The organism is Nonomuraea sp. NPDC052634 (assembly GCF_040678535.1).
Classification (GTDB): Bacteria; Actinomycetota; Actinomycetes; order Streptosporangiales; family Streptosporangiaceae; genus Nonomuraea; species Nonomuraea fastidiosa.
The window spans coordinates 2298321-2312171 of the sequence record NZ_JBFATY010000001.1 but is presented as its reverse complement, the minus strand read 5'-3'; the positions used below and the strand labels follow the sequence as shown (position 1 = coordinate 2312171).

Annotated in this window: 9 protein-coding genes; 3 read left to right on the top strand and 6 right to left on the bottom strand. The window is 73.0% G+C overall.

Annotated features, from left to right (window positions below; all coding sequences use genetic code 11):
- The 4 genes from AB0K67_RS10400 to AB0K67_RS10385 form a co-directional block, all read right to left on the bottom strand.
- Positions 1-245: hypothetical protein (locus AB0K67_RS10400; protein ID WP_364056080.1), on the bottom strand; the 245-nt coding region annotated here is incomplete at its 3' end.
- Positions 246-621: 376 nt separating this feature from the next.
- Positions 622-2052 carry an SLC13 family permease gene (locus AB0K67_RS10395; protein WP_364056077.1) on the bottom strand — a complete coding sequence of 477 codons (1431 nt, stop codon included), beginning with the start codon at positions 2050-2052 and terminating at the stop codon, positions 622-624.
- 25 nt (positions 2053-2077) lie between these two features.
- Entirely contained in the window at positions 2078-4855 is a 2778-nt protein-coding gene (locus AB0K67_RS10390; RefSeq protein ID WP_364056074.1) for an FAD-linked oxidase C-terminal domain-containing protein, read from the bottom strand.
- A 101-nt stretch (positions 4856-4956) separates the two neighbouring features.
- Positions 4957-6123: an aminotransferase class V-fold PLP-dependent enzyme gene (locus AB0K67_RS10385; protein WP_364056071.1), complete on the bottom strand. Its 1167-nt coding sequence runs from the start codon at positions 6121-6123 to the stop codon at positions 4957-4959.
- 99 nt (positions 6124-6222) lie between these two features.
- Between AB0K67_RS10385 and AB0K67_RS10380 the strand changes: the two genes are divergently transcribed.
- Positions 6223-6915, top strand: a complete 693-nt coding sequence (locus AB0K67_RS10380; RefSeq protein ID WP_364056068.1) for an IclR family transcriptional regulator — start codon at positions 6223-6225, stop codon at positions 6913-6915.
- A gap of 63 nt (positions 6916-6978) precedes the next feature.
- Here the strand turns inward: AB0K67_RS10380 and AB0K67_RS10375 are convergent, their stop codons facing one another.
- Positions 6979-7536, bottom strand: a complete 558-nt coding sequence (locus tag AB0K67_RS10375; protein ID WP_364056065.1) for a hypothetical protein — start codon at positions 7534-7536, stop codon at positions 6979-6981.
- Positions 7537-7721: 185 nt separating this feature from the next.
- Here AB0K67_RS10375 and AB0K67_RS10370 point away from each other — a divergent pair, with 185 nt between their 5' ends.
- Entirely contained in the window at positions 7722-9050 is a 1329-nt protein-coding gene (locus AB0K67_RS10370; RefSeq protein WP_364056062.1) for an MFS transporter, read from the top strand.
- Positions 9051-9056: 6 nt separating this feature from the next.
- On the opposite strand, the gene AB0K67_RS10365 is transcribed toward AB0K67_RS10370, so the two are convergent.
- Positions 9057-9947 carry an alpha/beta hydrolase gene (locus AB0K67_RS10365; RefSeq protein ID WP_364056059.1) on the bottom strand — a complete coding sequence of 297 codons (891 nt, stop codon included), beginning with the start codon at positions 9945-9947 and terminating at the stop codon, positions 9057-9059.
- 330 nt (positions 9948-10277) lie between these two features.
- On the opposite strand from AB0K67_RS10365, the gene AB0K67_RS10360 reads away from it, so the two are divergent.
- The gene (locus tag AB0K67_RS10360; protein WP_364056056.1) at positions 10278-13649 is read left to right on the top strand and encodes a BTAD domain-containing putative transcriptional regulator; all 3372 of its coding nucleotides are present in this window, start codon (positions 10278-10280) and stop codon (positions 13647-13649) included.
- Positions 13650-13851 lie beyond the last annotated feature (202 nt).

Below are 13851 nucleotides of genomic sequence, written 5' to 3'. Positions count from 1 at the left end.
CGGGTCGTGTGGTCGGTACGGTCGGTGTGCGATCGGTCGGTCGTGTGGTCGGTACGGTCGGTGTGCGATCGGTCGGTCGTGTGGTCGGTACGGTCGGTGTGCGATCGGTCGGTCGTGTGGTCGGTACGGTCGGCGCGCGACCGGTCGGCCGCACGGTCGTGCCTGCCCGGGGCGGGGACGGCCGTGCCGTCTCTGCGGTCGGTGCGGGACCGGGAGCGCTCGGCACGGCTGGGTGGCCGGCACATGGCAACTGTGCAGTCGGTGCGGGCGACGCGGGATTGGCCGGCGGTTGGCGCGGCCGGTGTCTGTCAGCCGAGCCGGCCTGGTGCGACGGCCTGGTGCGACGGCGCTGTCGGCACTGTTCGTACGGGAGCGGCAGCGCTGTCGGAACCAGCGGCGCGTCGTCACCCGCACAGTTGGCGGGGGGCGGCGCGGAGTCGGTGGTGCGGCCGGTGATGGTCGCGTGGTCGGGACGGTGGCGTGGGGGCGGTGATGGTGCGCGTGGTCGGGACGGGTGGGGCGGGGGCGGTGATGGTCGTGTGGTCGGGACGGGTGGGGCGGGGGCGGTGACGGTTGCCCGGTCAGCGGCTGGCGTGGGGGCGGTGGTGCGGCCGGTGCCGGTCAGCCGAGCCAGCCGGGCGCGACCAGGACTGCCCATGCCGCGAGAGGGCCGGCCAGGACGATCGCGGCCCCGTACGCCAGCAGCTTGCGGTAGAAATCGTCCCTCGGCATGCCGCGTACGTTGGCGACCAGCAGCGCGCCCGTGGTCGAGAACGGGCTCACGTCCACGATCGCCGACGATACCGACAGGGCGGCGATCATCGCGATCGGGCCGAGCGTGCCCTGCGACAGCAGCGGTACGGCCAGCGGCACCAGCGCGCCGAGGATGCCGACCGTCGAGGCGAACGCCGACACCACGCCGCCGACGTAGCAGATGAGCAATGCCACCAGCAGCGGGACGCCGATCGCGGCCACCGCCGAGCCGACGTAGTCGACGGTGCCGATCTCCTGCAGCACGCCGACGTACGTGACGACACCGCAGATCAGCAGCACGGTCGGCCAGGCCACCCGCTCCACCGCGCCCTTGTTCGACTTCGGCGAGGTGAGGGAGAGCACGACGGCCACGGTGATGGCGGTCAGCCCGACGTCCAGCTTGAACGCCAGTACGGCCACGCACAGCGCGACGATGCCGGTGAGTGTGAGCGCCTGGTGCGCGGTCAGCCGCAGCCCACCATCGTCGGCGGTCGAGGGCTGTCCGGTAGCGGGTGCGGCGGTTGTCGCGGGTCGTTCCGTCGTGGGTGTGGCGGTGGTCTGGGGTCGTTCCGCTGTGGGTGTGGCGGTTGTCGCGGGTCGTTCTGCTGCGGATGTGGTGGTGGTCGTGGAGTGTTCCGTCGCCTGAGCGGTCGCCGTCGCGGGTTGTTCTGTCGCGGGTACGTGGGTGCCGCGGCGGATCAGATCACGCCCGCCGAACACGAAGAACACGATCACAGCGGCGGCGGTGTTGTACGCGAAGCTGGACAGGAACAGCACCAGGTAGTCCATGGGCAGGCCGGCCTCGCTTGCGACGCCGTTCACGATGCCGCCGAGCACGCTGATGGGGGAGAACGCGCCGGCCTGCGTGCCGTGGGCCACCATCAGCCCGATGAGCAGGGCGTGGATGCGGTATTCGGCGGCGAAGCCGAACGCGATCGGCGCCAGGATGGCCGCCACCGCGGGGGCGGGCGCGCCGACCGCCGTCAGCAGCGCGGAGATGACGAAGACGACCGGCGGGATGGCGGCGAGCCGCCCGCGTACGAGGTGCACGGCCGCCCGGACCAGCCAGTCCACGGTCCCGTTGTTGGTGGCGATGGCGAACAGCAGCGTCACCCCGACGAGGATCACGAACAGGCTGCCGGGGAACGCGCCGAGGATGTCGTCGGTGCTCATGCCCGCGGCCAGCGTCCCGACCAGGAAGGCGCCGACGAGGGCCAGCGCGCCGAGGTTCACGGGAAAGATCGTGGCCACGACGAACATGAGGATGAGGGCGAGGATGGACAGGAGCTCTGCGGACACTGCTAACTCCGATCTCCCCCGAGAGTCAGGTCAGGCCGGCCGCCTGGTGGACGAGCTCGACCGGGTGGCGCGCCATGCGTCCCGCGCCGTGTGCGATCTGCTGGCGGCACGAGACCCCCGTGGCCGCGAGCAGGGTGTCAGGTGGGGATGCGGCGATCGCCGGGAAGAGCCGGAGACCGCCGATCTTCATGGACAGGTCATAGTGTTCGGCCTCGAAGCCGAACGATCCGGCCATGCCGCAGCAGCCGGCGTCGATCTCGGTCACCTCCGCTCCTGGGATCCTGGACAGCAGCGCGCGGGTGGCCGCCGTGCCGGTGACGGCCTTCTCGTGGCAGTGGCCGTGCAGGAGGATCTCGCGCCCGCGCAGCGCGTCGCCGAGCACCAGCCGGCCGTCGTCGATGGCTTGCGTCAGCAGGTCGGGTACGAGCCTGGCCCGCGCCGCGACCTGCGCCACCCGGGGGTCTCCTGGCAGCAGAGCGGCGTACTCGTCCTTGAGCGTCAGCAGGCACGACGGCTCCAGGCCGACGATCGGCGCGTCGGAGCCGGAGAGGCGGCCGACCATGTCGGAGGCCATCGAACGTGCCTGATCGAGCAGCCCCTTGGAGATGCTGGAACGGCCGCAGCAGCCCTCGGACTCCAGCCGCACCCGGTAGCCGGCCCGTTCGAGCAGCTCCACGGCGGCGCGGCCGGCGGAGGGCTCGCTGAAGGTGGTGAAGGAGTCGGCGAGCAGGATCACCTCCTCGCCGCCGTCCGGTGGCGCGGGGCGGCGGGCGAACCAGCGCAGCAGGTTGTCGCGGTGGAAGCGGGGCAGCGGGCGGCGCCTGGCCAGCCCGAGCGGGCCGCGTACGGCGCCGGCCAGCCAATTGGACACCGGCGCCGTGGCCGAGCCGAGCCGGTTGAGCGTCCTGATCGCACCGAACGCGCGGGAGCGCAGCGGCACGCCGTGCTGACTCTGGTACTGGTGCAGGAACTCGCTCTTCAAGGCCGCCATGTCCACGCCGAGCGGGCACTCCGACTGGCACGCCTTGCACTCCAGGCACAGGTCGAGGATGCCGTGCAGCCGCTCATCGCCCAGCGCCCGCCGCGGGTCGGGCGACGACAGCGCCTTGACCAGCGCGTTGGCCCGTCCCCTGGTGGAGTGCTCCTCCTCGCGGGTCGCCATGTACGACGGGCACATGACGCCGGTGTCGTCCTTGCGGCACACGCCGACGTTCATGCACCGGTCGGCGGCTGCGTGCATGCCGCCGCCGAAGGCCAGCGTGGTGGCCAGCGGGCGCGGCTCGGGCATGGCCGGATCGCGCAGATGCTCGGTCATCGGCGGCGCGTCCACGATCTTGCCGGGGTTGAGCCGCCCGTCGGGGTCGAAGATCCGCTTGACCTGCCGCATCGCCTCGTAGATGCGCTCGCCGAACAGCCGCCGGTTGAACTCCGAGCGGGCCAGCCCGTCGCCGTGCTCGCTGGAGTTGACGCCGCCGTAGCGGGCGGCCAGGTCGGCGACCTCCTCGGCGACCGCCCGCATCGTGGCGATCTCGCCGGGCTCTCGCAGGTCGACGAACGGCCGGATGTGCAGGCAGCCGACCGAGCAGTGGCCGTAGAAGCCGGCGCGCAGGCCGTGCCGGTCGAGCACGCGGGCGAACTCCTCCACGTACGGCAGCAGCCGCTCCGGCGGCACCGCGGTGTCCTCGACGAACGCGAGCGGCCTGCGGCTGCCGACGCTAGAGGCCATGAGCAGGCCGAGCCCGGCTTTGCGGACCTTCAGCACGGCCTCCTGCTCGCCCTTCGTGTACGCCTTGAGCGTGTGGTAGCCGTGCCCGCCCGCCCGCCACGCGGCGGCCAGCTCGTCCACGCGTTCGGCCACCTCGGCGGGGCTGTCGCCGAAGAACTCCACGAACAGCAGCGCCTCGGGATCGCCCTCCACGATGGAGGCGAGCGCCGCGTAGTCGACCCGCCGCCTGGACAGGTCGAGTATGGCCTTGTCCAGCAGCTCCACCGAGGCCGCGCCGAGCGACAGCGCGTCGGCGGTGGCCGCGACGGCCGCCGGGGTCGAGGTGAAGTGGCCCACCGCGATGGCCTTGGCGCGCGGCAGCGGCACCAGACCGACCGTGGCCTCGGTGACCACGGCCAGCGTGCCCTCCGAGCCGACGATCAGCTTGGTCAGGTCCACGTCGCCGCCCGCCGCGGCCGCGTCCAGCCGGTAGCCGCCGGAGTGCCGCCAGAAACGCGGGAAGCCTGACAGATCGAGCCCATCGAGCACCTCGCCGACCGCGGCCTTGAGCCGGGCGTCGGTGGCGAGGTCGGGCGTGCTCGCGTCGGCCAGCACCACCTTCAGCGCCTGGACGTGGTCGATGGTGGAGCCGTACAGGACGGAGTGGCTGCCGGCCGAGTTGTTGCCGATCATGCCGCCGATCGTGGCCCTGTTGCTGGTGGAGGTGTCGGGGCCGAACATCAGGCCGTGCTTGCGCGCGGCCCGGTTGAGCTGGTCCTGTACGACGCCGGGCTGCACCCGCGCGGTGTCGCCGTCGATCTCCAGGATGCGGTTCATGTGCCGGGAGAAGTCGACGATCACGGCGGCGCCCACCGTCTGCCCGGCCAGGCTGGTGCCCGCGCCGCGCGGCAGCACCGGCACGCCCAGCTCGCCGCAGGCCGCCACCAGCGCCTGCACGTCGTCGGCGTGCCTGGGGAAGGCGACGGCCAGCGGCTCGATGGCGTACATGCTGGCGTCGGAGGAGTAGAGGTGCCTGGTGTACGGGTCGTCCCTGACGTCGCCGGCCAGCAGCGGGGCCAGCGTGCGTGCCAGGCTCACGCGGCGCCTCCCGGAATCGTCCGTGCCAGGCTCATGCGGCGCCTCCCCGAATCGTCCGTGCCAGGCTCATGCGGCGCCCCCCGGAATCGTCCGTGCCAGGCTCACTCGGCGACCTCCAAGCCCGCTGAGCCCTCCGAGCCCTCCAGGTAGGCGAGCGCCGCCCGCGCCCCGCCCTCCTTGATCGGCACCCCGGCCGCCGCCAGCCCCATCTCGACCCCGCTCAGCGTGCCCGCGAGCATCAGGTCGTTGAAATGGCCGAGATGCCCGATCCGGAACACGCGGCCCGCCAGCCGGCCGAGCCCGGTGCCGAGCGACATGTCGTACCGCTCAAGGATCAGGCGTCTGACCGCGTCGGCGTCGTGGCCGTCCGGCAGCACCACGGCGGTGAGCGAGCTGGAGTACGCGCGCTCGTCGGCGCACAGGACCTCAAGTCCCCACCCGCGCACGGCCCGCCTGGTCGCCTCCGCGTGCCGGTCGTGCCGGGCGAAGACCGCCTCCAGGCCCTCCTCCTCCAGCATGATCAGCGCCTCGCGCAGGCCGTACATGAGGTTGGTGGGCGGCGTGTACGGGAAGAAGCCGCGCCGGTTGGCCTCGATGATCGGATCCCAGTCCCAGTACGAGCGCGGCAGCCGCCCCCGGTGGGCCAGCGCCTTCTCGCTGACGGCGTTGAATCCCATGCCGGGCGGCAGCATCAGCCCCTTCTGGGAGCAGCCGACGGTGACGTCCACGCCCCAGTCGTCGTGGCGGTACTCCATCGAGCCGAGTGACGAGATCGTGTCCACCAGCAGCAGCGCCGGATGCCCGGCCCGGTCGAGGGCCTCGCGGATGTCGGGTACGGGACTGCGCACGCCGGTCGAGGTCTCGTTGTGCACCACCATCACGGCGGCCACGTCGGGGGTGAGCCGATCGGCGAGCGCGGCCGGGTCGGCGGCGTGCCGCCAGTCGCCGGGCACGACGTCCACCACGAGGCCGAGCCTGGCGGCCAGCTCGCACCACAGCGTGGAGAAGTGCCCGGTCTCGAACGCCACCACCTTGTCACCCGGCGACAGCGTGTTGACCAGCGCCGCCTCCCACGCGCCGGTGCCCGACGAGGGGTAGCAGACGACCGGCCCCGAGGTCATGAACACGCCCTTCAGCCGTTCCAGCACCTCGCCCGTGAGCCGGGCGAACTCGGGTCCGCGATGGTCGATGGTCGGCTGCGCGATCGCGCGCAGCACCCGGTCGGGAACGTTGGTCGGCCCTGGGATCTGCAGGAAGTGCCGGCCCACTGATGGATCACCTCCGTGCCGTGTGACGGCACGGCGTGCCGCATGACGGCTCATTCACCGTAAAATCACACCGCAGAGGAGTCAATGATGAGAAGCGTGGTGAACGCCCTCCGAGCGCTCGAAGCGGTCGCCGCCCGCCAGCCGATCGGCGTGGGCGAGCTGGCCCGCGAGCTGGGGCTGCCCAAGAGCACCGTGCAGCGGTCGCTGAAGACGCTGCACGAGGCCGGGTGGATCAGGCCCGCCGGGGGCGAGGTCACGCGCTGGCAGGTGACGAGCAAGGTCTTACGCCTCGCCCGCACCACCGAGCTGAGCCTGCGCGATGCGGCCATGCCCGTCATGGAGGAGCTGCGCCAGCGCACCGGTGAGACGATCCACCTGATGGTGCCTGAGGGCGACGCGGTCGTGCTCATCGAACGCCTGGAGACCGACAAGCCGGTGCGCATCGTGCTGCCGCTCGGCATCAGGCTGCCGCTGCACGCCTCCGCCAACGGCAAGGCCGTGCTCGCCCACCTCGACCGCCCGCTCGGCGAGCTGCCCGCGTACACCGAGAACACCATCACCGACCCAGCCGCGCTGCGGGCCGAGCTGGAGCAGGTGCGCGCCCGCGGCTACGCCGACAACCGGGGCGAGTGGCGCTCCGACATCGCGGCCGTCGCCGCCGCCGTGCTCGGCCTCTCCGGGCCCGTCGCCAGCCTCAGCGTCTCCACCCCGGCCGGCCGCATGACGGAGAGGCTGCGCGCCGAGTACGGCGCACTCGTCACGGAAGCGGCCGCCGCGCTGTCCAGGCGCTGAGCCGTCACCCGGCACGGGCGGGACGGAGAGGCGCTGAACCGCCGCTTCACCGGCGCTGGTGCGTCACCCCGTCGGTGACGGGCTGCCGGAGATCGAGTCGTCGGTCGTCGGAGCCGTCGGCGGCGCGGTGGCGGGCGGCGATGCCGTCGGCGGCGCGTTGGGGGAGGGCGGCAGGTTCGCGTACTGGCCGGTCCGCGCCATGACCGGCACTATCACGCGTACGGACGTGCGGTCCTGGAACGTGAACGTCATCGGCACCGAGGTGCCGCGCGCGCCCGACACCATCCCGATCGGCTGGTTGCCGGTGCCGATCGCATAGTCGGGCGGGATCGCGACGGGCCCGGCGAGCCGCACCGTGCCGCCGCCTTCGACCGTGACGTTCTCCAGCGTGGCAGGCCGGTCGGAGCTGTTGACCAGCACCACGTACAGTGCCTGCTCGGGCGCCGGCGAGGCCGGGTCGGCGCTGCCCAGCAGGAAGGCGTTGCGCAGCTTAAGGTCCTGCCCGATGTTGGCGTTGGCACCGTCGTTCTGCGGAGCCTGGTTCGCCCAGTCCTTCTCCACCTTCGCGCAGCCCGTGACCGCCAGGCCCACGGCCACGGCGGCGATGACCAAACGACGCATCTGCGCTGCCCTCCTTCCGGCGTGGCCCTCCCGCTACCCGCCGCGAACCCGCACTCACCTCGCCCGTACGCGAACCCCGGCCCGTACGGCGAAACCCGGAACCCCCGCCGATTTCGGCTCGTGACCGCAGATCAACGTTCATGTACCGTCGCGGGTATCGCGAGACCTCCCCCAGGAGCGGCAAGATGGTTGAGCAGCAAGAACTCGACGCATCAGGGCAGCAGAGAAGACGGCAACTGGTCCGGGCGGTGATCGCCTCAGCCGTCGGGACCTCGATCGAGTGGTACGACTTCTTCCTCTACGGCTTCGCCGCCAGCACCCTGTTCGCGGAGCTGTTCTTCCCCACCAGCGACCCCACCACAGGGCTTCTCCTCGCGCTCGGCACCTACTTCGGCGGGTTCGCCGCACGGCCCATCGGCGCCGCCATCTTCGGCCATTACGGCGACCGCATCGGCCGCAAGGCCGCCCTCATCACCACCCTCGTCACCATGGGCCTGGCCACCGCGCTCGTCGGCCTGGTGCCCACCTACCAGCAGATCGGCATCTGGGGCGGCGTCCTGCTCACCGCGCTGCGCCTGCTCCAGGGCATCAGCGTCGGCGGCGAGTGGGGCGGCTCTGTCCTGCTGGCCACCGAGTGGGGCAAGACGCGCGGCGGCAAGCGCGGCTTCCTCGGCAGCTGGCCGCAGTTCGGCGTGCCGGTCGGGCTCGTGCTCGGCTACGTGGCGCTGCAGATCTTCCAGCCGCTGCACCCGTACTGGGGGTGGCGCATCCCGTTCCTGCTCAGCCTCGTGCTGGCCGGCGTCGGCCTGTACATCAGGCTCGGCATCCTGGAGACGCCCGTCTTCGCCAAGGTCGTCAAGGAGAACCGGGTCGAGCGGGTGCCCGTCAAGGAGGCGCTGGTCAAGAACTGGCGGGAGATCGTGCTCAGCGCGCTGCTGCGCACCGGCCAGCAGGCGCCGTTCTACATCTTCACCGTCTTCATCCTCACCTACGCCACCAAGACGCTGGGCTTCGCGGCGAACGACGTCTACACGTACGTGATCGTCGCCGGCCTCGTCTCCCTGGTCACGGTGCCGTTCTGGGGCTACATCTCCGACCTGGTCGGACGCCGCCGCCTCTACATCGTCGGCGCCGCGCTCATGGTCGTGTGGTCGTTCATCTACTGGCCGCTGCTCGACACCCGGGTGCCCGCGCTGGTCTTCCTCGCCATCGTGCTGGCCGCGCCCATCCACGACATCCAGTACGGCCCGCAGGCCACGTTCATCGCGGAGAGCTTCACCGGGCGGCTGCGCTACAGCGGCGCGTCGCTCGGCTACCAGCTCGCCTCGGTGACCGCGGGCGGGCCCGCGCCGCTGATCGCGGTCTGGTTGTACGCGACGTACGAGAGCTCCTTCGCGATCGCCGTCTACATGGCGATCTGCGCCGCGATCAGCGTGGTGGCGGCGTGGCTGCTCAAGGACCGCTCGCAGCACGACTACGCGATCGAGTACGACGAGCAGCAGGCCACGGCCTAGCCCCGGTCAGGCCGCGGGGCGCCGGGCGAGCAGGTCACGGATCGCCTTGACCACCTCCTCCGGCGCCTCCTCGGCCATGAAGTGGCCGCAGGAGACCGTACGGTGATCCAGGTCGTCCGCCCACGCCCGCCACCGCGCCGCCGCGTCGAACCCCAGCGCCGCGCCCCAGTCCTGCTGCAGCACCGTGACCGGCATCCGCAGCCGGCGGCCCGCCCGCAGGTCGGCCTCGTCGTCCTCGACGTCCACCGTGGCGGTGGCGCGGTAGTCGGCCACGATCGACGGCACCGCCTCACGCGACGCCTTCAGATAGGCGGCGCGCACGTCGTGCGGGATCGCCTCGGCATCGGACGCCCACAGGTCGAGGAAGTGGCCGAAGAACGCGTCCGCAGCCGCCCCGATCATCGTCTCGGGCAGGCCCTCCGGCTGGGCCATCAGGAACAGGTGGAAGCCGACGGCGGCCGCGCGGCCCCGCATCACCTCCCAGGAGTCCAGCGTCGGCAGCACGTCGAGCGCCGCCAGGTGAGTGACGCGGTCCGGGTGGTCGAGGCCCGCCCTGAACGCGACCAGCGCGCCCCGGTCGTGACCTGCGAGCGCGAACCGCTCGAAGCCGAGCGCCCCGGCCAGCGCGACGATGTCGGCGGCCATCGTGCGCTTGGCGTAGGTGCGGCCGTCCACGTCGCCCGGCTTGTCGCTGCCGCCGTAGCCGCGCAGGTCGGGGCAGATGACGGTGTGGTCGGCGGCGAGATCTGCGGCCACGTGCCGCCACATCAGGTGCGTCTGCGGGAAGCCGTGCAGCAGCACGACCGGACTGCCGTCGCCGCCCACGGCCACGTTCAGGCTCACGCGCTCGGCCACGGCGACGCGGCGCGTGTCGAACCCGGGAATCTGGGGCGTCATGCGGAATCGCCTCCTTCTGAAACGATGTATCGGAACGTCCGCACCCTGCCGCCCCTCGATCAGCGCCCGATCAGCAGCCGATCAGTGCTCCTGGGCAGCGGCTCGCGATCTACAAGGACGAACCGGGCCACCAGGACGAACCGGGCAGCGTCCGCGCCGAAGCCCCCCGTCTGCTCGGCTCCGTCCACACCGCCCTGCGGCAGGACGCACCCGGCCGGCGCCGACCGGGACTCGCCGAAGGCGGGCGGCACGAGAACCGGTCTGCCGGGGGGTGCTCGCCGGGAGGACGGGCGGGGGCAGGTGGCGGTGGCGCGTAGGTTGGGTGGCGCCATGGTGACTTTCGGTGTGCTCGGCCCGTTGACGGCCACCTGCGAGCGCGGCCCGATCCCGCTCAAGGGGCCGCGCCACCGGGCCGTCCTGGCCAGGCTGCTGGTCGCCAGAGGGCGGGTCGTGCCGGTGTCGTGGCTGGTGAACGACCTGTGGGAGGAGCCGGGGGAGGGCGCGGTCGGGGCCGTGCAGACGTTCGTCGGGGCGCTCAGGAAGGCGCTCGAACCCGACCGCCCGCCGCGTACCCCTTCCCGCCTCCTCGTCACCTCGCCGCCGGGCTACGCGCTGCGCGCCGAGCCGGACGCGGTGGACGCCTGGCGCTTCGAGTCCGCGCTGGCCGAGGCCGCCCGTGTCCCGGCCGCCGAGGCGTACGCGCTGCTCGGAGCGGCTTTGGGGCTGTGGCGCGGGCCCGCGTACGCGGAGTTCGCCGACCAGGACTGGGCACGTGGCGAGGCCGCCCGCCTGGACGAGCTCCGCCTGCTCGCCGTGGAACGCCGCGCCGAAGCCGGTCTGATCGCGGGGCCGGCCGCCGAGTGCGTCGCCGACCTGGAGGCGCACGTCGCCGCCCATCCGCTGCGCGAGGACGGCTGGCGGCTCCTGGCGCACGCCCTGTACGCGACGGGACGCCAGGGCGACGCGCTCGCGACCCTGCGCCGTGCCAGGGAAACGCTGCTGGCCGAGCTGGGCGTGGACCCGGGCGCGGCCCTCCGCACGCTCGAAGCGGACATCCTCTCCCAAGCCCCCCACCTGACCGTCCCCCGGCACCCGGCCTCACCGGTCGAGCTCAGCGGGCCCGATCGGCTGCAGGCAGGGGCGGCGGTGGGGGAGCACCCGTTCGTGGGGCGGGAGGCGGAGCTGGGCGAGCTGGAGCGCGCGGCGGCGGATGTCGTGGCGTCCGGCCGGGCACGGCTCGCGCTCGTGTCGGGCGCGGCAGGTGCGGGCAAGACCGCTCTTGTACGTACGCTGGCCCGCCGGCTCGAAGCCACAGGCTGGCACACGGCGTGGGCGGCCGGTCAGGAAGCGCACGCCACCACCTGGCCCTGGCCCTGGCGTCCCGCCGACGCCGAGGCACAAGAGAGCACAAGGCGTCACACCCCGAGGGTCCGGGAGGCGAGCGCCGAGGTGGCGGCCGCCGCCCGCAGGGCACCGCTGCTGCTGGCCTTCGACGACCTGCACGAAGCCGACGAGGAGACGCTCGCCCTGCTCACCACGCTCGCCACCGGGCTCGGGCGCGCGCCGGTGCTGGTCGTCGGCACGTACCGCTCCACCGACCTCACCGTCCCCCTCACCGAGGCCCTGGGCCGGGCGGCGCGGGCGGAACCGGTGCGCGTCTACTTGGGCGGGCTGTCCGAACCGGAGACCGGAGCGCTGGTCCGCGCCCTCGCCACCCGCGAGCCACCCGGCGCCCACGTCCGTACGATCCACGCGCGCAGCGGCGGCAACCCGTTCTTCGTACGCGAGCTGACCCGCCTGTGGGAGAGCTGCGGGGACGCCGCCCTGCACACCGTCCCCGCCGGGGTGCGCGACGTGATCAGGCAGCGGCTGGCCGGGCTGCCCGAAGCGGCGCGCACCCACCTGCGCCAGGCCGCCGTCATCGGCCAGGAGATCGATCTCGACGTGCTCATCGCACTGGCCGGCGACGAGGAGGCCGTCCTGGACTCGGTCGAGTCCGCCCTGCTCGCGGGGTTCCTCGTCGAGCGGGACGCCCACCGGCTGGGCTTCGCGCACGCGCTGGTCCACGAGACCCTGTACGCCGACGTGGCCCGTGCCCGCCGCGCCCGCCGGCACGCCGCCGTCGCCGACATCGTCGAACGCCTGCGTCCCGGCGACGTGGAGGCGATCGCCCACCACTGCCTGCGATCCGAGGGGCGGGCCGGCGACCTCCGTACCGCCCGCTACGCCCGTGCGGCGGCCGAACGTGCCGAGCGGCGCTTCGCCCCGCACGAGGCCGCCCGCCTCTGGCGCGCCGCCCTGGAAGCCCTCGGCCGCGCCGCCGAGCGCGGTGAGCAGGGCCCGTCGCAGGAGGAGCGGCTGGCGGCGGTCATGGGGCTGGGGCGGGCGCTGGCGGTGATCGGGCGGCTGGGGGAGTCGCGCCGCCTGCGGGCCGAGGCGGTGGACGCGGCAGAAGCGCTCGGCGACCCGCTGCTGACCGCCGCCGTCATCGGCTCCTTCGACGTGCCCGCCAACTGGACGGCCAACGACGACCCCGCCCTGTCGGCCCGCCTCGTCGCCGCCGCGGAACGCACGCTCGCCGCCCTCCCCGGCGACGAGACGTACGCGGAGGAGCGGGCCCGGCTGCTCATCACCATCGCCATGGAACGCCGCGCCGACCCCGGGCGGCGCGGCGACCAGGCGGCACGGGAGGCGGAGCGCATCGCCAGGCGGCTGGGGGACCGCACGCTGCTGGCGTACGCGCTCAACGGCCGCGCCCTCCAGACCTTCCACCGCGCCGGCCTGGCCGGCGAACGCGCCGCCATCGGCGAGGAACTGCTGAGGCTGGCCGAACGCGCCCCGACCGCAGCGGCGGCCAGGGAGCGAAGCGGGACGCCAGAGCCAGCGGGCGCGGGCGAGGGGATGGTGACGTTCACGGTGCTGGCGCACCTCATCCTGCTCCAGGCCAGGGCGGGGCTCGGTGACCTCGCCGCCGCAGACCGGCACGCCGCCGCCGCAGACCGGCTGGCCGAGCAGCACGACCTGCCGCTCGTCGGCGTCTTCACCGGCTGGTACGCAGCGCTCCGCCTGGCCATCACGTCCGGCGACTCCGACGAGGTCCGTGCCGCCTACCGCGCGGCGGCCGCCCGGCTCGAAGGTTCGAGCATGCCCGGCGTCGAGCAGGGCCTGCTGCCCCTGGCTCTGCTCTGTCTGAACATCGCCGATGCCGGCCCCCTCGCCGCCCGGCCTGTAAAGGCCAGTCAAGTCCCGGCCGCCCCCGCCGGGGAAGCCGCGCCAGGGGGCGCCGTGCACGCGGAGCCAGGTCCGTACGAGGCGTGGGTGCGGCCGTTCACCCTGCTCGCCGCAGGCCGCTTCGACGAGGCGCGGGAGGCCGTGCGGGCCGTCCCCGAGTCGCCGCGCGACCTGCTGTACGAGCTGCGGACCTGCCTCCACGCCACGGCCGCGCTCGCGGCCGGCGTGCACGACCACCTGCCCGGCCTGTACGACCGCCTGCTGCCCGCCCACGACGAGCTGGCCGGAGCGGGAAGCGGCCTGGTCACCCTGGGCCCGGTGGCTTTTCACCTCGGCCACCTGGCCTCCGCCCTGGGCATGCCGGAGCGCGCCCGCGAGCACTTCCGCCAGGCGGCGGCCGTCGCCGGCCGCGCCGGCGCCCCGCACTGGGCCACCGCAGCGACCAGCGCCGAACAGCGAATCGGGCGTTGACGGCCGCGAGCCCGTGAATGGAAACGGGCGGTGACAGGAAAGCAACGGGGCGCTGACGAGAGGAGGGCATAGCTGTAACCTTCATGTCAAAACGGACTGTCAGAACGACGGCCGCACCGCCGCCTCCCAACGGTGTCAGGCAGCCTTCCAATCCACTCCGTATTTCCGAAAGTTTCGGGCAACTTAACATCGGCGGAACCCG

Coding starts and splice junctions, on each gene's coding strand:
- AB0K67_RS10375 (WP_364056065.1), bottom strand. CDS start 7,536: ATGCGTCGTTTGGTCATCGCCGCCGTGGCCGTGGGCCTGGCGGTCACG.
- AB0K67_RS10370 (WP_364056062.1), top strand. CDS start 7,722: ATGGTTGAGCAGCAAGAACTCGACGCATCAGGGCAGCAGAGAAGACGG.
- AB0K67_RS10360 (WP_364056056.1), top strand. CDS start 10,278: ATGGTGACTTTCGGTGTGCTCGGCCCGTTGACGGCCACCTGCGAGCGC.
- AB0K67_RS10365 (WP_364056059.1), bottom strand. CDS start 9,947: ATGACGCCCCAGATTCCCGGGTTCGACACGCGCCGCGTCGCCGTGGCC.